14 protein-coding genes and 1 tRNA gene are annotated in these 17,019 nt (G+C 39.7%); 13 read left to right on the top strand and 2 right to left on the bottom strand.

All coding sequences use genetic code 11. From position 1 onward, the window contains the following. From pyrR to HMPREF2574_RS01395, 12 genes are all read left to right on the top strand, one after another. A complete protein-coding gene (gene pyrR, locus HMPREF2574_RS01450; RefSeq protein ID WP_024052260.1) occupies positions 1-522 on the top strand; it encodes a bifunctional pyr operon transcriptional regulator/uracil phosphoribosyltransferase PyrR in 522 nt (173 codons plus the stop codon). Positions 523-526: 4 nt separating this feature from the next. After that, the gene (locus HMPREF2574_RS01445; protein ID WP_024052259.1) at positions 527-1,795 is read left to right on the top strand and encodes a uracil-xanthine permease family protein; all 1,269 of its coding nucleotides are present in this window, start codon (positions 527-529) and stop codon (positions 1,793-1,795) included. Between the two features lie 58 nt (positions 1,796-1,853). Further along, a complete protein-coding gene (locus HMPREF2574_RS01440; RefSeq protein ID WP_070812097.1) occupies positions 1,854-2,777 on the top strand; it encodes an aspartate carbamoyltransferase catalytic subunit in 924 nt (307 codons plus the stop codon). A gap of 38 nt (positions 2,778-2,815) precedes the next feature. Further along, positions 2,816-3,904, top strand: coding sequence for a carbamoyl phosphate synthase small subunit (locus HMPREF2574_RS01435; protein ID WP_024052257.1), 1,089 nt, complete (start codon positions 2,816-2,818; stop codon positions 3,902-3,904). Positions 3,905-3,932: 28 nt separating this feature from the next. Next, positions 3,933-7,112, top strand: a complete 3,180-nt coding sequence (gene carB / locus HMPREF2574_RS01430) for a carbamoyl-phosphate synthase large subunit (protein WP_070812096.1) — start codon at positions 3,933-3,935, stop codon at positions 7,110-7,112. A gap of 106 nt (positions 7,113-7,218) precedes the next feature. Further along, entirely contained in the window at positions 7,219-8,178 is a 960-nt protein-coding gene (locus HMPREF2574_RS01425; RefSeq protein WP_070812095.1) for an ROK family glucokinase, read from the top strand. A 151-nt stretch (positions 8,179-8,329) separates the two neighbouring features. Then, a complete protein-coding gene (rplS, locus tag HMPREF2574_RS01420) occupies positions 8,330-8,677 on the top strand; it encodes a 50S ribosomal protein L19 (RefSeq protein ID WP_003024326.1) in 348 nt (115 codons plus the stop codon). Between the two features lie 39 nt (positions 8,678-8,716). After that, positions 8,717-8,788, top strand: a tRNA-Arg gene (locus tag HMPREF2574_RS01415). A 130-nt stretch (positions 8,789-8,918) separates the two neighbouring features. After that, complete coding sequence (locus HMPREF2574_RS01410; protein WP_070812094.1) at positions 8,919-9,662, top strand: alpha/beta fold hydrolase; 744 nt, start codon at positions 8,919-8,921, stop codon at positions 9,660-9,662. A gap of 347 nt (positions 9,663-10,009) precedes the next feature. Further along, on the top strand, positions 10,010-10,468 hold the full coding sequence (locus HMPREF2574_RS01405; RefSeq protein ID WP_070812093.1) for a hypothetical protein: 459 nt from the start codon (positions 10,010-10,012) through the stop codon (positions 10,466-10,468). Positions 10,469-10,742: 274 nt separating this feature from the next. After that, complete coding sequence (locus HMPREF2574_RS01400) at positions 10,743-11,417, top strand: response regulator transcription factor (RefSeq protein ID WP_003024352.1); 675 nt, start codon at positions 10,743-10,745, stop codon at positions 11,415-11,417. Continuing rightward, positions 11,407-12,753 (top strand): sensor histidine kinase, encoded by a 1,347-nt coding sequence (locus tag HMPREF2574_RS01395; protein WP_070812092.1) that lies wholly within the window; start codon positions 11,407-11,409, stop codon positions 12,751-12,753. The genes HMPREF2574_RS01400 and HMPREF2574_RS01395 overlap by 11 nt, the downstream gene beginning before the upstream one ends. 433 nt (positions 12,754-13,186) lie before the next feature. Here HMPREF2574_RS01395 and HMPREF2574_RS01390 read toward each other — a convergent pair whose 3' ends face one another. Beyond that, positions 13,187-14,635, bottom strand: a complete 1,449-nt coding sequence (locus tag HMPREF2574_RS01390; protein WP_070812091.1) for an alpha-amylase — start codon at positions 14,633-14,635, stop codon at positions 13,187-13,189. Between the two features lie 176 nt (positions 14,636-14,811). On the opposite strand from HMPREF2574_RS01390, the gene HMPREF2574_RS01385 reads away from it, so the two are divergent. Continuing rightward, entirely contained in the window at positions 14,812-16,425 is a 1,614-nt protein-coding gene (locus tag HMPREF2574_RS01385; protein ID WP_070583910.1) for a M20/M25/M40 family metallo-hydrolase, read from the top strand. A 48-nt stretch (positions 16,426-16,473) separates the two neighbouring features. Here HMPREF2574_RS01385 and HMPREF2574_RS01380 read toward each other — a convergent pair whose 3' ends face one another. Then, positions 16,474-17,010, bottom strand: coding sequence for a DNA topology modulation protein (locus HMPREF2574_RS01380; protein ID WP_070812090.1), 537 nt, complete (start codon positions 17,008-17,010; stop codon positions 16,474-16,476). Between the last annotated feature and the right edge of the window lie 9 nt (positions 17,011-17,019).

Genomic DNA, 17,019 nt, shown 5'->3' with positions numbered 1-17,019 from the left:
ATGAAAACAAAAGAAGTTGTTGATGGTTTGACAATGAAACGTGCCATTACACGGATCACTTATGAAATCATTGAGCGCAACAAAGAGCTAGACAAGATTATCTTGATTGGTATAAAAACACGGGGTGTTTACATTGCACAGCGGATTCAAGAACGATTAGCGCAACTTGAAAAGATTGATGTACCCATCGGTGAGTTGGATACCAAGCCATTCCGCGATGATTTTAAAGTGGAAGAAGATACAACACATGTTCCTGTTGATATTACAGACCGCGAAGTCATCTTGGTAGATGATGTCCTCTATACAGGACGCACCATTCGTGCTGCTATTGATAATCTAGTTAGCTTGGGACGTCCATCACGCGTGAGCTTGGCTGTTTTAGTAGACCGTGGGCATCGTGAGTTGCCGATTCGAGCAGATTATGTTGGAAAAAATATTCCGACAAGCCGAACAGAAGAGATTATTGTAGAAATGGTAGAACAGGATGGTCAAGACCGTGTCTTGATTGCGGAGGAGTTATAAGAAAATGAGTCAAGATGTGAAATATGATGTGCACGATATGCCAAAACCTGGTTTGCTTGTAGGATTGTCCTTTCAGCATTTGTTCGCTATGTTTGGAGCAACGGTTCTTGTTCCCATTCTAGTCGGAATTGATCCAGCAGTTGCCTTGTTTTCAAGCGGTCTAGGAACCTTAGCACATTTAACGGTTACCAAGTACAAAGTGCCAGCTTATATGGGGTCTAGTTTCGCTTATATCGCAGCTATGCAAATGTTGATGAAAACAGACGGTATCGCAGCAGTCGCTCAAGGTGCCATTACAGGTGGTTTGGTTTACTTCATTGTAGCTCTTATTGTGAAGTTCGCTGGGAATGCTTGGATTGATAAGATTTTGCCGCCAGTTTTGGTAGGACCAATCATTATGGTTATCGGACTAAGCCTAGCAAGCACAGCTGTAAATGATGTCATGTTAAAAGATGGTAAATACAATTTAACTTATTTCATCATTGGAATTGTCACTCTCTTTGCAGTCATCCTCTTTAATATCTATGGTAAAAAGATTGTTGGAATTATTCCAGTGCTGTTAGGCTTGATTGTCGGATATGTCTTCGCGCTCATTCTTGGAGCGGTAACAGGAGAAGAAATTATTTCCTTTGCAAAAGTCTCTCAAGCTTCATGGTTCCATGTCCCACCTATGCATCTTCCTTTCTTAGACTACAATTTAAAATTTTATCCAAGTGCGATTTTAACAATGGCTCCAATTGCCTTTGTGACGATGACAGAGCACTTTGGTCATGTCATGGTACTGAATAGCTTGACCGGAAAAGATTTCTTTAAAGACCCAGGATTGGATAAAACTCTTGCCGGAGATGGCCTTTCACAAGTTATCGCTGGGATTTTCGGTGCGCCTCCAGTAACGAGTTACGGTGAAAATATCGGTGTGATGGCTCTGAACAAAATCTATAGCGTTTATGTGATTGCAGGTGCGGCAGTACTTGCGATTGTGATGAGTTTTGTTGGGAAAGTTTCTGCCCTCTTGCAATCCATTCCAAGTCCCGTTCTTGGAGGAATCTCCATTGCACTCTTTGGAGTCATTGCCTCTAGCGGCTTGAAAATTTTGATTGAAAAGCAAACAGACTTTGATAATAAGAAAAACCTGTTAATTGCCAGTGTAATTTTAGTTGCAGGGATTGGCGGCTTAACGCTTCAACTTTTAGGTCTGCAAATTTCAGGGGTTGCCTTGTCAACCGTTCTTGGTATTGTACTCTATCTTATTTTGCCTGAACCTAAAAATTAGTTTGAATTCTTAATTTTATTGAAAGAAACGCTGTATCTAATAAAAGGAGAAATACACCATGTCATCTAATCAAATCGCTCTTAAAAACGTTGTCTCTATGGAAACTCTTACCAATGAGGAAGTCTTAAGTTTAATCAAACGTGGCATTGAATTTAAAAATGGAGCAAAAGCTCATTATGATGAACAGCATATTATCGCTAATCTCTTTTTTGAGCCCTCTACGCGAACACATAAAGCCTTTGAAGTAGCGGAATTAAAGCTAGGTTGTGACCTGTTGGATTTTGATTCAAAGACCAGCTCTATCAACAAAGGAGAGACCTTATATGATACGATTTTAACCTTGTCAGCGCTCGGAGTGGATGTCTGTGTCATTCGTCATCCAGAAGTGGACTATTACAAGGAATTAGTCGAAAGTCCAACGATTACAACTTCAATTGTGAATGGTGGTGATGGCTCTGGACAACATCCGAGTCAAAGTTTGCTAGATTTGATGACCATTTATCAAGAGTTTGGGCATTTTGACGGCTTGAAGATTGTGATTGCAGGCGACTTAGATCACTCGCGCGTGGCCAAGTCAAATATGCAAATATTGAAGCGTCTGGGTGCAGAACTTTATTTTGCAGGTCCAGAGGTATGGAGAAGTGAAGAATTTGCAGATTATGGGCAATTTGTCACACTTGATGAAGTCGTTGACCAAGTGGATGTCTTAATGCTTCTGCGCGTGCAGCACGAGCGTCATGATGACGATTCACTCTTTTCAAAAGAAAATTATCATAGATTGCACGGCTTAACTCAGGAACGATATGACAGACTGAAGGATACAGCCATCATCATGCATCCAGCTCCAGTCAATCGCGATGTTGAAATTGCAGATCATCTGGTAGAAGCTCCAAAATCGCGGATTGTAGAGCAAATGACAAATGGTGTATTTGTCCGTATGGCAATTATTGAGTCTGTTTTAAATGGACGAAAAGAGCAATAGACACTAAGGTATTGCTGTAAGGACAAACGGAGGGGAAAATGGAAAAACGCTTGTTAATTCTGGAAGATGGGACAGTATTTGAAGGAGAGGCATTCGGGGCTGATATGGATGTGACCGGAGAAATCGTCTTTAATACAGGTATGACCGGTTATCAAGAATCTATTACAGATCAATCATACAATGGGCAAATTTTGACCTTTACCTACCCGTTAATCGGAAATTATGGAATTAACCGTGATGACTACGAATCGATCACTCCTACTTGTAAAGGGGTGGTTGTTTATGAGTGGGCACGAAGGGCAAGCAATTGGCGCAATCAGATGACCCTAGACGAGTTTTTAAAGTTCAAGAAAATTCCAGGAATTGCTGGTATTGATACGCGGGCATTGACGAAAATCATTCGGCAGCATGGAACGATGAAAGCAACAATAGCCAATGTAGGCGACCAAATGGTGCATCTGCAAGATCAGTTGAAGGCGACCGTTTTGCCGACTGACAATATCAAACAAGTCTCAACGAAAACGCCATATCCAGCACCGGGTTCAGGTCCTAGTATTGTGTTAGTTGATTTTGGATTGAAACATTCGATTCTTCGTGAATTGGCGGCACGCAATTGTAATGTGACAGTTGTTCCCTATGATACAAGTGCAGCAGATATTCTTCACCTTCACCCTGACGGTGTCATGTTATCCAACGGTCCAGGTAATCCAGATGATGTACCGCAAGTGCTAGAAATGATTCGAGGGATTCAAGGGGAAATTCCTCTTTTTGGTATCTGTATGGGACATCAACTTTTTTGTAAGGCTAATGGAGCTCAGACCTATAAAATGAAATTCGGTCATCGCGGTTTTAATCATGCTGTCAGAGAGATTGCGACAGGGCGGATTGATTTTACCAGCCAAAATCATGGTTATGCTGTTAGTCGGGAAAATTTTCCGAGCGAGTTGTTGATTACACATGAGGAAATCAACGATAAGTCTATTGAAGGTGTGCGGCATCGATTTTTCCCTGCTTTTTCAGTGCAATTTCATCCTGATGCTGCAGCAGGACCGCATGATGCCAGTTATCTCTTTGATGAGTTTATGGAAATGATTGATGCTTTTAAACAACGGCATAGTTCATTTTAATCAATGGATTAGGAAATAGGAGAAAGACATGCCAAAACGTACAGATATTCAGAAAATTATGGTGATTGGCTCTGGTCCCATTGTCATTGGACAGGCTGCTGAGTTTGATTATGCAGGAACGCAGGCTTGCTTGTCTTTGAAAGAAGAAGGCTACACAGTCGTTTTAGTTAATTCCAATCCTGCAACGATTATGACAGACAAGGAAATTGCTGATAAGGTTTATATTGAGCCAATTACGCTGGAATTTGTCACCAGAATTTTACGGAAAGAGCGACCAGATGCACTTCTACCGACTTTGGGTGGGCAAACAGGTCTCAATATGGCAATGGAATTATCTAAAGAAGGCATCTTGGATGAACTGGGTGTCGAACTTTTGGGAACCAAGCTGTCGGCTATTGACCAAGCTGAGGATCGTGATTTGTTCAAGCAGCTCATGGAAGAGCTGAAACAGCCTATTCCGGAATCTGAAATTGTTAATAGCGTTGACGAAGCTGTTGCATTTGCTGCTAAGATTGGCTATCCAGTCATTGTTCGTCCGGCATTTACTCTTGGCGGCACAGGCGGCGGTATGTGTGCAGATGAGAAAGAACTTCGTGAAATTGCTGAAAATGGTCTCAAACTGTCACCTGTAACGCAATGTCTGATTGAGCGTTCTATTGCTGGCTTTAAGGAAATTGAATATGAAGTTATGAGAGATAGTGCAGATAATGCTCTAGTTGTCTGTAACATGGAAAATTTTGATCCAGTTGGTATTCATACAGGGGATTCTATCGTTTTTGCGCCAACGCAGACACTTTCAGATATCGAAAATCAAATGCTGCGTGATGCTAGTTTAAAAATTATTCGTGCCCTTAAGATTGAAGGTGGTTGTAATGTACAGCTGGCTCTGGATCCGCATAGCTTTAAATACTATGTCATTGAGGTTAATCCACGTGTCTCACGTTCATCAGCTCTAGCTTCTAAAGCAACTGGCTACCCTATCGCTAAATTAGCTGCCAAAATCGCTGTTGGTTTAACTCTGGATGAGATGATTAATCCAGTTACGGGGACAACTTATGCCATGTTTGAACCAGCTTTGGACTATGTAGTGGCTAAGATTCCGCGTTTTCCATTTGATAAATTTGAACATGGTGAACGTCGTCTTGGAACACAGATGAAGGCGACTGGTGAAGTCATGGCTATTGGACGTAATATAGAAGAAAGTTTGCTCAAAGCCTGTCGTTCTCTGGAAATTGGTGTTGACCATAATGAAATGCCAGAACTAAATCTAGTGGCAGATGATGATTTACTGGAAAAGGTCGTCAAAGCTCAGGATGATCGTCTTTTCTATATATCTGAAGCAATCCGCCGTGGCTATGATATCGAAGAAATTGCAAAACTAACCAAGATCGATTTGTTCTTTCTGGATAAATTACTTCACATCCATGAATTAGAGCAGGAGTTAATGACTCATATTGGAGATGCAAATCTGCTTAGACAGGCTAAGCAAAACGGCTTTGCAGATACTAAATTAGCTCGGCTTTGGAAAATGACAGCAGAAGAAATACGTCAATTTCGTAAAGAGGAGCGAATTCTTCCAGTCTATAAAATGGTTGACACCTGTGCAGCTGAGTTTGAATCAAGCACACCATATTTTTATTCTACTTATGCTTTGGAAAATGAATCAATCAAGTCAGACAAAGAATCTGTTCTGGTGCTAGGCTCTGGACCTATTCGGATTGGTCAAGGAGTAGAATTTGACTATGCGACCGTGCACTCGGTCAAGGCTATTCAAGCAACTGGCTATGAAGCAATCATTATGAATAGTAATCCTGAAACGGTCTCAACAGATTTTTCGGTTTCTGATAAGCTTTACTTTGAACCCTTGACTTTTGAAGATGTCATGAATGTCGTTGAACTGGAAAAACCTAAGGGAGTTATCGTTCAGTTCGGTGGACAAACCGCTATCAATCTAGCTGAGCCATTGTCAAAAGCTGGCGTGAAAATTTTAGGTACTCAGGTAGCTGACCTTGACCGTGCAGAAGACCGTGACCTTTTTGAACAGGCTCTTAAGGATTTGGATATTCCGCAGCCACTAGGTCAGACAGCGACGAATGAAGAAGAAGCGGTAGCAGCTGCTCGTAAGATTGGTTTTTCTGTTTTGGTTCGTCCGTCTTACGTTCTGGGCGGTCGGGCTATGGAGATTGTCGAGAATGAAGCAGATCTTCGTTCTTATATGCGAACTGCTGTCAAGGCTAGCCCTGATCATCCGGTGTTGGTGGACTCTTACATTGTTGGCAAAGAATGTGAGGTAGATGCTATTTCAGACGGTCGTCAGGTCTTGATTCCAGGAATTATGGAGCATATTGAACGGGCTGGAGTTCACTCAGGTGATTCTATGGCTGTCTATCCTCCGCAAACCTTATCTGCTCAAGTGCAGCAGACTATCGCCGATTATACTAAGAAATTGGCTATCGGACTTCACTGTATCGGTATGATGAACATTCAGTTTGTCATCAAAGATGAGAAGGTTTATGTCATTGAGGTCAATCCTCGTGCTAGCCGGACGGTGCCATTCTTGTCGAAAGTGACAAATATTCCTATGGCACAGGTGGCAACTCAACTGATTTTAGGTCAAACTTTGGCGGAGCTAGGGTATGAAGACGGTCTTTATCCAGAAAGCAAACAAGTACATGTAAAAGCGCCAGTTTTTTCCTTTACCAAGTTAGCCAAGGTAGATAGCCTTCTTGGTCCTGAAATGAAATCGACAGGTGAGGTTATGGGAACAGATGCAACTCTTGAAAAAGCTTTATACAAGGCTTTTGAAGCTTCTTATCTACATCTTCCAAACTTTGGCAATGTTGTCTTTACGATTGCAGATGAAAATAAGGAAGAAGCCCTCACATTAGCGAAGCGTTTTGCAGCGATCGGATATAGCATTCTAGCAACACAAGGCACAGCGAAATTCTTTGAGGAAAATGGTGTTTTGACGCAATTAGTTGAAAAAATCGGTACAGATGATCATAATGACATTCCTGCATTTGTTCGCAAAGGTAAGGTTCAGGCGATTATCAATACAGTCGGAACGAAACGAACAGCAGATGAACACGGTCAGGCTATCCGTCAATCAGCCATTGAGCATGGAGTGCCGCTATTTACAGCACTTGATACAGCTGATGCCATGCTAAAGGTCTTAGAAATTCGTAGCTTTATGACAGAAGCAATTTAAAGCAGTATTCTTTTTGTCATGATATATTAATTTCTATGCAAACCTTTTCAATTCGTAAAAAATCTGATATAATGAGAATGAAAAAAAGTTATTAGAGGAGAGTAGCATGTCTAAAAAAATTATTGGGATTGACCTAGGTGGTACATCTGTGAAGTTTGCGATTCTGACCCAAGAGGGAGAAGTTCAAGAAAAATGGTCTATTAAGACAAACATTTTAGATGAAGGTAGTCATATTGTTGATGATATGATTGAATCTATCAATCATCGCTTGCGACTATTGGGACTTGGGGCAGAAGATTTCATTGGAATTGGCATGGGTTCACCTGGTGTTGTGGATCGTGAAAAAGGAACGGTTATTGGGGCTTATAATCTCAATTGGAAAACTTTACAACCTGTAAAAGAAAAGATTGAGAAAGCAACTGGTATTTCTTTCTTTATTGATAATGACGCAAATGTAGCTGCTCTTGGCGAACGTTGGAAAGGTGCTGGTGAAAATCAGCCTGATGTCGTGTTTATGACTCTTGGAACAGGTGTCGGTGGCGGTATTGTTGCGGAAGGAAAATTACTGCACGGTGTAGCTGGAGCAGCTGGAGAGCTGGGACATATCACAGTTGATTTTGATCAGCCGATTCTCTGTACTTGTGGTAAAAAAGGTTGCCTAGAAACAGTAGCTTCTGCAACGGGAATTGTCAATTTAACGCGCCGCTACGCTGATGAATATGCTGGTGATGCAGAGCTGAAACAATTGATTGACAACGGCGAAGACGTTAATGCAAAAATTGTCTTTGATTTGGCTAAAGCTGGTGATGAGCTAGCTCTCATTGTTTATCGAAATTTTGCACGTTATCTTGGTATTGCTTGTGCGAATATCGGCTCAATCTTAAATCCGTCAACAATTGTCATCGGTGGTGGCGTCTCTGCAGCAGGTGAATTTTTACTAGACGGTGTTCGTAAGTTCTATGAAGAAAATTCTTTCCCCCAAGTGCGTACATCCACAAAAATTGCACTTGCAACTCTTGGAAATGATGCAGGAGTCATTGGAGCAGCTTCATTGGTTCTTCAATAATTCTACTAAAATGGAAAAAATAATCCAAATAAGGCATTTACAATTATTACAAAATTTGTTATGATATTAGTTAGTGTGTAATGGAAGCACTAGAAAACGACTAATCCGCTGTGGTCTTGAACTGTAAGATTAGTAAGATAGGAGAAGAAAAATGAATCCATTAATCCAAAGTTTGACTGAAGGTCAACTTCGTACTGATATTCCTGCATTTCGTCCTGGTGACACTGTTCGTGTTCACGCGAAAGTTGTCGAAGGAAATCGCGAACGTATCCAAATTTTCGAAGGTGTGGTTATCGCTCGTAAGGGTGCAGGTATTTCAGAAAACTATACTGTTCGTAAAATTTCTAACGGTGTAGGTGTTGAACGTATCTTCCCACTTCACACACCCCGTGTTGAAAAGATTGAAGTAGTACGTTACGGTAAAGTACGTCGTGCGAAATTGTATTACCTCCGTGCATTACAAGGTAAAGCTGCGCGTATTAAAGAAATTCGCCGTTAATGTAGAAATAACTCTGTCTGTCGGCAGAGTTTTTCTCTAGTCCCCTTAGTTCAATGGATATAACAACTCCCTCCTAAGGAGTAGTTGCTGGTTCGATTCCGGCAGGGGACATAATGTTCCCTCAAAAGTCCTTATTGTTGAAGGGCTTTTGTGTTTTTTGGGTTCAATATTTGCTTGTTATTCTCAATAAAATATAAAAGTAAAGTTTGTTTTGGAAACATCTGACTGAAAGGATAAGAATATGAAGGCTTATTTTATTGGAGGACTAGGTTGCAATTGCTATTATCCCCAGGACTTTTTTAATGTCCTGTCTTTTCCAGTTACTTATCTAGATATGTATGATTCTAGGTTGGAAGAGCAACTGATTTCATTACAGGCGTTGAAAGATTGGTTTATGGCACAAGTTGATATGGATGACGATATTCTGTTAATAGCCCATTCTTTGGGAGCAGATTTAGCAGTTTATCTAACAAGTGTCTATGATAAAATTACGCATCTCGTCTTATTAGATGGTGGATACATTAATATGGATAAAATTTGCCCTTTGAATATAGAAATTGAAGATTCTCTGAATTATCTTCAAACGAATGTTTATGAGAGCCTAAAGAAAGTTGTTATAACTGAAAAACAAAGCTCTGTTATATGGTCAGAAAATTTGGAGAGGGCGGCAAAAGAAAGTTTTGTTTTTGATAAAGTTCAAAAACATTGGCATTTAAGCTTATCTGAAAAGTTAATGACTCACTTATTGACAATAAGACGGCAAGCTTTTAGAAATTTGTCCTTTTTGAAAAATAAAAATGTAATTTTGTTCATTCCAGAAATAAACAAGGAAACACCAATTTGGAAAAAGAGGGCTATACAGACCATCCCGAACTTTCTAAACCTCATAGAAATGACTAGCTGTAGTCATTCATTGTATATGGAAAAACCGAAAGAAATAGCAGCATTACTTGAAGATAAAATGGAAATTAGGTCACTCTTTTGAGAAAAGAGACTTTACTTTGCTCTTTGCCTTTTCTAGGACAAATTTGATGAGATAATCTTCTAAACTAAATTGGAACAATCTGATTTAGTTTTTTTATTTCTATAATTTCTGTATTGTTTTACTACTTATTTTCTTTATTTTTAGTTTCTTTTAAGAAAAAATTCAGTCACTTTTAAGAAAAAGTAGATATGATAGTTCCATTCAAAAGAAAGGACGTAATGAGATGAAAAACTTAAAGTTAAATTTGTTTGTCTGATAAATCTTGGCATTAAAGGAGTTATTGTGGCAATACTCTTTGGAATGCAATCTCTGATCGCTTAAAAATAGAAAGAAAGAATTTGACAAAAATGAAACAAGAGAACACAAGTAAGAAAGAGAAGATGATCATGGTTGAAAGAAGTACCAAATGGTGGATGACTGTTGTATCAAGCGGGGCACTCGCTGTTGGTCTTCTCAGTGGGCTAGGCATTGGCTCTTTAGCGACAAATGCACTCACTCAGCAGGCAAGAGTACAGACAAGCACAACAACTCAGGCACAAAATAATCAACAACAGGGAAATTCGCAGCCAAATCAAGGTGGTCCGGGAATGCGCCCAGGTGGACAAAATGGAAATAATCAAGGCGGTCCAAACGGAATGCCACCCAAACAAAATGACGATCAAAGTGACAATAGTAACAGCCAAAATGGCTCAGGAAACAGTAATAACTCAAAGAAAAAAGCTCCATCAAATGCTGACGGTTCAACCAAATCAGATAAGAATAGTGGCACGACAGAAAATAATGATTCAAATACAACAAATTCTTAATATTTCAGAGGAAGTCATGATATAATAGAATCAGAACGTCAGTAGATTGGTTTTCAAAAAGGTGAAGTGAGAAGAAGTCTTTACTTATACTTAGTTCACGATTAAGGGAATGGGGGCAGAACTGAACATTAAAAATATTTAGTTCGTGTTCTCATCCCCTCAAGCCTCAAAGTACTGTTTTGAGCAATCAGCTACTGCATCGTTAGTTTAGTGCATAACGAATTTTGAAACTGGAGACTTTTGTCCCAAACTCGTATTTTAGAAGGAAAAGCATATGATTAAGATTCTATTAGTGGAAGACGACCTCGGTCTATCTAATTCGGTATTTGATTTTTTGGATGATTTTGCAGATGTCATGCAAGTTTTTGACGGTGAGGAAGGATTGTACGAGGCTGAGAGTGGCGTGTACGACCTTATCTTGCTTGATTTGATGTTGCCAGAAAAAGACGGTTTCCAAGTATTGAAAGAATTGCGTGAAAAAGGCGTTACCACACCTGTTTTGATTATGACAGCCAAAGAAAGTTTGAATGATAAAGGACATGGTTTTGAACTGGGAGCTGACGATTATTTGACCAAACCATTTTATTTGGAAGAGTTAAAAATGCGGATTCAAGCTCTCTTGAAGCGTTCTGGCAAGTTCAATGAAAACACCCTTTCTTATGGCGATGTCACTGTTAATTTATCAACAAACACTACACTTGTAGACGGAAATGAAGTAGAATTGCTCGGAAAAGAATTTGACTTGCTGGTGTATTTCTTGCAAAATCAAAATGTTATTCTACCGAAGACGCAGATTTTCGATCGATTATGGGGGTTTGATAGTGATACAACCATTTCAGTCGTAGAAGTCTATGTTTCAAAAATCCGGAAAAAATTGAAAGGGACGACCTTTGCGAACAATCTTCAAACGCTTCGCAGCGTCGGATATATTTTAAAAGATGCTGAATAAACTTAAAAAAACATGGTATGCGGATGATTTTTCTTATTTCATTCGCAATTTTGGTATTTTTACTCTCATTTTCTCAGCCATGACTTTGATTATCATTCAGGTGATGCGCTCAAGCCTTTATACAACGGTCGATAATAACTTGAAAAGTCTCAGTCAGGATTCCGCTTCTGTCATCAATTTGGCGCTCGCTCGGAGAGTGGGGATGGAACAGAAGTCAGACAACGGAGAGCCTAAAACCGACACGGGTGACAAAGAGCTTACTGATAAACCAAATGTCAGTGCCAATACGGAAGTTATTTTATTTGATAAGAATTATAAGCCAATCATTACAAGCAATAATTTTCTGGGACTTAATAAACTTTCCTTTAATAGCAAGCAATTGGATCGCATTCGGCAAGTCCAGGTTAAAAGCAATTATGGTCGACAAGAAACCTATCGGATGATTTTATTTGAAGTGAAAATCCCAAATTTGGAAACCAATGTCAAATATGCAGCGGCCTTTATCAATATCAGTCAGTTGGAACAAACTAGTCAAAATCATGAGCAGCTGATTGTAGTTGTGATGATTAGTTTCTGGGGAATTTCCTTGATTGCCAGTGTCTATCTGGCTCGAGTTAGTGTTAAACCTTTGTTGGAAAGCGTTCAAAAGCAAAAGAGTTTTGTCGAAAATGCCAGTCATGAGTTGCGCACGCCTCTAGCTGTTTTACAAAATCGTTTGGAGACTTTGTTTAGAAAACCAGAAGCCACCATTATGGAATCAAGCGAAAGCATTGCTTCTAGTTTGGATGAAGTGCGGAACATGAAAATGTTGACGACAAATCTGCTTAATCTAGCACGGCGTGACGACGGGATTAAACCAGAAATTGGCGATGTCGAGCCAAATTTCTTTAATACGACCTTTACCAACTATGAAATGGTTGCCGCAGAAAATGGGAAAACTTTCCGATTTGACAATAGGATTCACCGCATGATTAAAACAGACAAGACCTTGCTGAAGCAATTAATGACGATTCTGTTTGACAATGCTCTGAAATATACAGATGAAGACGGTGTGATTGAATTGACAATCTCTGCAAATGATCGAAATTTGTTTTTAAAGGTTTCAGATAATGGTCCGGGGATTAGTACGGCAGATAAGAAAAAGATTTTTGATCGTTTTTATCGGGTTGATAAAGCACGGACTCGGCAGACAGGTGGTTTTGGTCTAGGCTTGTCGCTTGCAAAGCAAATCACAGAAGCTCTTAAAGGAACTATTACGGTGAAAGATAATAAGCCGAAAGGAACTATTTTTGAGGTGAAGATTGCCATTAGAACGGACAATAGAAAGAAAAAATAAGTCAGGAATAACCTGTATTCATAGGGAAGGTTGTTTCGGAAGATGAGAAAAAACACGAACAAAGTCAGGATTAGTTGTTAGCTATCTTGATCTGTTCGTGTTTTTATCTTGTTTAAAAGCAGAGTTGAATGGTTGAGGCTGGGGAATGTCAACATCATTTTTTTAACTTCCGTCTGCCGGGCGGATGAGTTGTCTGACTTTTGGTTTATGCTGTCAGCTGGGCGGACGAGTTGCCTGACTTTTAGTTTATGCTGTCAGCTGGGCGGACGAGTCGCCTGAGTTTTAGTTTATACTGTCAGCCTGGCGAACAAACTGCCTAAGTTTTAGTTTATGCTGTCAGCTGAGCGGACAGGACTCCCAACTTTCGGTTTGCTTCATCGCCCTAATCGACAGAGAGAAGAATTTGGGTTCCAATCTCGCTATGTTCTTTATTTTATTGCGCAGACCAGACACTAACTGACTTTTCTGCAACTGGGAAATCTGCCCAGCCGTCTTTTTTGATTGTCACGGTTGATGAGCTGTTTCCTAAGTAATCTTTGAATTTCTTACCAGCCCAATTTTTACCGACATACATGCGTTTTGAACTGGCTTGATCGTTTGTTAAGATGACAGCAATCGGCTGTCCGTTGTCTTTTCCTGAACGGGTCCAAGCAATGCAATGCTCGTCGTCAAAATAATCTTTCTGTTTTCCATAGGCTAAGTTGAGACGAATATCTAATAATTTATCAAGAACTGTTTGGAAGCTGTCTTGAGCGAATTCGCCTTTGATACCATAGTAATCTCCATAGAAAACGCAAGGCAGACCTGCTTCACGCAACAAAATGAGAGCGTAAGCAGCAGGTTTAAACCATTCTTCAACAGTTGATTCCAGCGCTTGTCCACGTTGTGTGTCATGATTATCGACAAAAGTAACAGCCGATTTAGGGTGGTTTTTGACAAGCGTTTGTTCAAAAATATTTCTCAAATCATAGTCCGCCCCAGCGCGGCTAGCATCAAATAAGTTGTGGTGCAGTTTGACATCTACTAGATCAAAACGATAGTCAATACTTCCTAAATAATCGTTATTTGCAGTTTCATCACCATTCCAAAACTCTCCAAAGACATAGAAATCTTCTCCATACTTTGCCATAATGTCGCGTATAAAATTTCCCATAAAGAAAGAGTCAATATGCTTAATAGCGTCCAACCTAAAGCCATGAATGCCGGTTATTTCGATAAACCAATCTGCCCAATCATAAAGGTTTTGAATGACTTCTGGGTGCTTAAAATCAAGGTCAGCGTACATGAGATAGTCGAAATTTCCATTTTCATTGTCCACTAAATCATCGTCAGCCCAACCTTTGTTGTCCCCTTGAATGAGGTAAATCCCTGATTTATTTCGCTTAGCGTCATAATCCGTTCCTGTGAAGTGGTACCAATGCCATTCAAAATCATTGTATTTTTTATGGCGACCGGGGAATGTGAACTTGGTCCAGCCTTTTATTTCAAAAGGCTCAGAGAGGGCGACTGTACGATCATTTGGGTCAACTTCAATAACAGTAAATCTCTCTTTGTAATCCGCTGCCGCCTTGTGATTTAAAACGATATCTGCAATGGGTTCAATTCCATTTTCTTTGAGTGCCTTGATTGCGTTCAAATAGTCTTCCTTAAAGCCATACTTTGTCCGAACCGTTCCTTTTTGGTCAAACTCGCCTAAGTCAAATAAATCATAAATGCCGTAGCCGACATCGTTGGAACTAGTGGCTTTAAAAGCAGGTGGCATCCAAACCTTGCGAATGCCTTTAGAAGCCAGATGTGGAGCGTCTGTTGCCAAACGATTCCAATGTTGTCCGTCATTTGGTAGATACCATTCAAAATATTGCATTAATGTTTGATTTTCCATACGAGATACCTCTTTCTGGTCTTGTTGGCTATTATTTTATCAAAATAATCTTAACAGCGCAAACGATTGCGTAAATTTTATAGAGTCAAAGGATGAAAAATAGATTGAAACGATGATTGTTGAGGTATATAATAAGGTCAGCGAGCTATTTTTATAAAAAGTTGAAGGAGCCATTGATGAAAAATAGGATTCAAGATATTTTTGACAAGAGCATGGCGATTGAGAGTTTCACGCATACGAGTTCAGAAAGAAATATTGAAAATTTTCTCAATCACTATATTGGCGGTTTGCCGTATTTTCAGGAGCATTCAGATTATTTTGGCACCTATCAGATTCCGGATGATATTTACCAGCGTAGTGTTAATTGGGCTTTGGTAAAAGGTCATTGTGCAGATACAGTGATTTTGTTTCATCACCATGATACGGTGGATATTGAGGATTTTGGAAATTTAAAGGAATTTGCTTTTGATAATGTTGCTTTGAAAAAGGCTTTAGCGAGTGCTTCACTGGGTCAAGATGTGTTAGACGATATAGCTGCTAACGAATGGCAGTTTGGCCGTGGGTCATGTGATATGAAAGCTGCATTGGCTTTGCAATTGGGAGTGGTAGCAGAATATGCGAGCAAAGCAGAAGGAGAAGTGAATCTTCTTTATTTATCAGTTGGAGATGAGGAATCTTATTCTCAGGGAATGCGTGCTGCTGTAGGTTTGCTTGCTAATCTGAAAAAGAAATTTCATCTGAATTATATCTTGGCGATTGATTCAGAACCATTTGAAAGTCCTTCAGCTCAAGAAAAAGTACTGCATGTTGGAACAGTTGGAAAGATGATGCCTGTCGTGGTTACGCAGGGTATTCTTTCCCACATGAAAGAGCCTCTCAAAGGTATCAATGCTGTTTCACTCCTCGCAAAAGTGGTGGAAAAAATTGACCTTAATCCCCGCTTGTCGGATTCGATTTATGGAGAGCAGGCTCCTTTGCCTTCGTGGTCTTACATGCGTGATTTGAAGGAAAATTATGATGTGTCAACTGTTCTCAGAGCAGCAGGCTATTTTAGTGTTCTTTATTTAGATAAAAGCCCAAAAGAGCTGATGACGACGATTCAACAACTCTGCCAAGAAGCCATTGATGAGTTTTATGAGCGTTATCAGGCTTTGCAGGTAACTTATAAAGAGGATAAAAAAGTCACAAAACCTCATGTATTGACTTATGAAGAGTTAATACAGTTATGTCAAAAGAAGGCTGGATTTGAAGAATTTATGCACAAGGCAAACCAATCTGCTCATGAAGCATTTCAAGCGGGTTCAAGCTATCAAGAAATAACCATTGCAACTGTTCAAAAGGTGTTAGATTTCTATGATAAAAAGGAAGCATTTGTTGTGCTAGCTATTGCACCGCCTTATTATCCTTCTATGAATTGTCGACATCTGAAAAATAGCGTGGTTGATATTGAAAAACTCATTGCACTTTATAGTGGATACTTATCTGACACAGCGGCTGGTCGTCTCGCAGTAGAAGAGTTCTTTATGGGAATCTGTGACATTAGTTACTGTGCTTTAGAAAAATCTGTTAAAGAGTATCAAAAAATTATCGAGAGTATGGCTGTTCCTGAACATTTATATTCGATTGATTTTGAGAAAATTCAGGACATCAATGTTCCTGGCATCAATCTGGGACCTTGGGGAAAAGATTTACATCAGTTAACAGAACGCGTCTATGAAAAGGATATGTTGGAGACGATTCCTCAATTTCTGTTATATTTGCTAGAACATATTGACAGTATTAAAAAATAAAAAAACAAGAGCTATATTCATAACTGAGCTGAATATAGCTTTTGATGTTTATGAAAATTGCGCTAAAAAGTTATCTAGTTCTTTTTGGTTATGAAGAACTATAAATTTGTAGGGATACATTTTTTGAAGTTTCTCATATCGTTTCCGAATATTAGTAGTTCGTCCGTCAAGTAAGATCCAGCGGATAAATTCCCAGTCAAACTTTTCAGGACAGCCTTGTGCCATACTGCCTCTGACCTTACCTCTGTTCTTGGAATAACGCTTTGCAGCCCGTAAAAGACAATCCCAACGCGAGAAATTTAAAAAGATAATTTGGTCTGCTTGCTCCATTCTCTCTTCATAGCAGCAGGAGCTGTAGTTTCCGTCTATCACCCAAGACAGATTCTCGTTTAAGAAAGTCTTGACTTGCTCTTGCATCCAGCTGCGGTCACTCATTTCCCAATTGGGTAGAAACTGCAGCGTGTCTAAATGCAATTTGGGAATAGAGTAATACTGGGCTAATTTGGTCGTTAAAGTAGATTTTCCCGATCCAGAATAACCAATGATTATAATTTTCGTGTCTAGCCTTTCTGTTTTCAGCAACAAAAAAAGCTC

The sequence above is a fragment of the Streptococcus sp. HMSC034E12 genome, assembly GCF_001835915.1.
Lineage (GTDB): Bacteria > Bacillota > Bacilli > Lactobacillales > Streptococcaceae > Streptococcus > Streptococcus vaginalis.
The sequence above is the reverse complement of the archived record's forward strand: the minus strand, read 5'-3'. Positions and strand labels throughout refer to the sequence as shown.

What these genes read in the sequence shown, in the direction of transcription:
- HMPREF2574_RS01410 (WP_070812094.1), top strand. Translation starts at nt 8,919, where the DNA reads ATGAAGGCTTATTTTATTGGAGGACTAGGTTGCAATTGCTATTATCCC.
- HMPREF2574_RS01390 (WP_070812091.1), bottom strand. Translation starts at nt 14,635, where the DNA reads ATGGAAAATCAAACATTAATGCAATATTTTGAATGGTATCTACCAAAT.
- HMPREF2574_RS01405 (WP_070812093.1), top strand. Translation starts at nt 10,010, where the DNA reads ATGAAACAAGAGAACACAAGTAAGAAAGAGAAGATGATCATGGTTGAA.
- HMPREF2574_RS01445 (WP_024052259.1), top strand. Translation starts at nt 527, where the DNA reads ATGAGTCAAGATGTGAAATATGATGTGCACGATATGCCAAAACCTGGT.
- HMPREF2574_RS01395 (WP_070812092.1), top strand. Translation starts at nt 11,407, where the DNA reads ATGCTGAATAAACTTAAAAAAACATGGTATGCGGATGATTTTTCTTAT.
- rplS (WP_003024326.1), top strand. Translation starts at nt 8,330, where the DNA reads ATGAATCCATTAATCCAAAGTTTGACTGAAGGTCAACTTCGTACTGAT.
- pyrR (WP_024052260.1), top strand. Translation starts at nt 1, where the DNA reads ATGAAAACAAAAGAAGTTGTTGATGGTTTGACAATGAAACGTGCCATT.
- HMPREF2574_RS01425 (WP_070812095.1), top strand. Translation starts at nt 7,219, where the DNA reads ATGTCTAAAAAAATTATTGGGATTGACCTAGGTGGTACATCTGTGAAG.
- carB (WP_070812096.1), top strand. Translation starts at nt 3,933, where the DNA reads ATGCCAAAACGTACAGATATTCAGAAAATTATGGTGATTGGCTCTGGT.
- HMPREF2574_RS01400 (WP_003024352.1), top strand. Translation starts at nt 10,743, where the DNA reads ATGATTAAGATTCTATTAGTGGAAGACGACCTCGGTCTATCTAATTCG.
- HMPREF2574_RS01435 (WP_024052257.1), top strand. Translation starts at nt 2,816, where the DNA reads ATGGAAAAACGCTTGTTAATTCTGGAAGATGGGACAGTATTTGAAGGA.
- HMPREF2574_RS01440 (WP_070812097.1), top strand. Translation starts at nt 1,854, where the DNA reads ATGTCATCTAATCAAATCGCTCTTAAAAACGTTGTCTCTATGGAAACT.
- HMPREF2574_RS01385 (WP_070583910.1), top strand. Translation starts at nt 14,812, where the DNA reads ATGAAAAATAGGATTCAAGATATTTTTGACAAGAGCATGGCGATTGAG.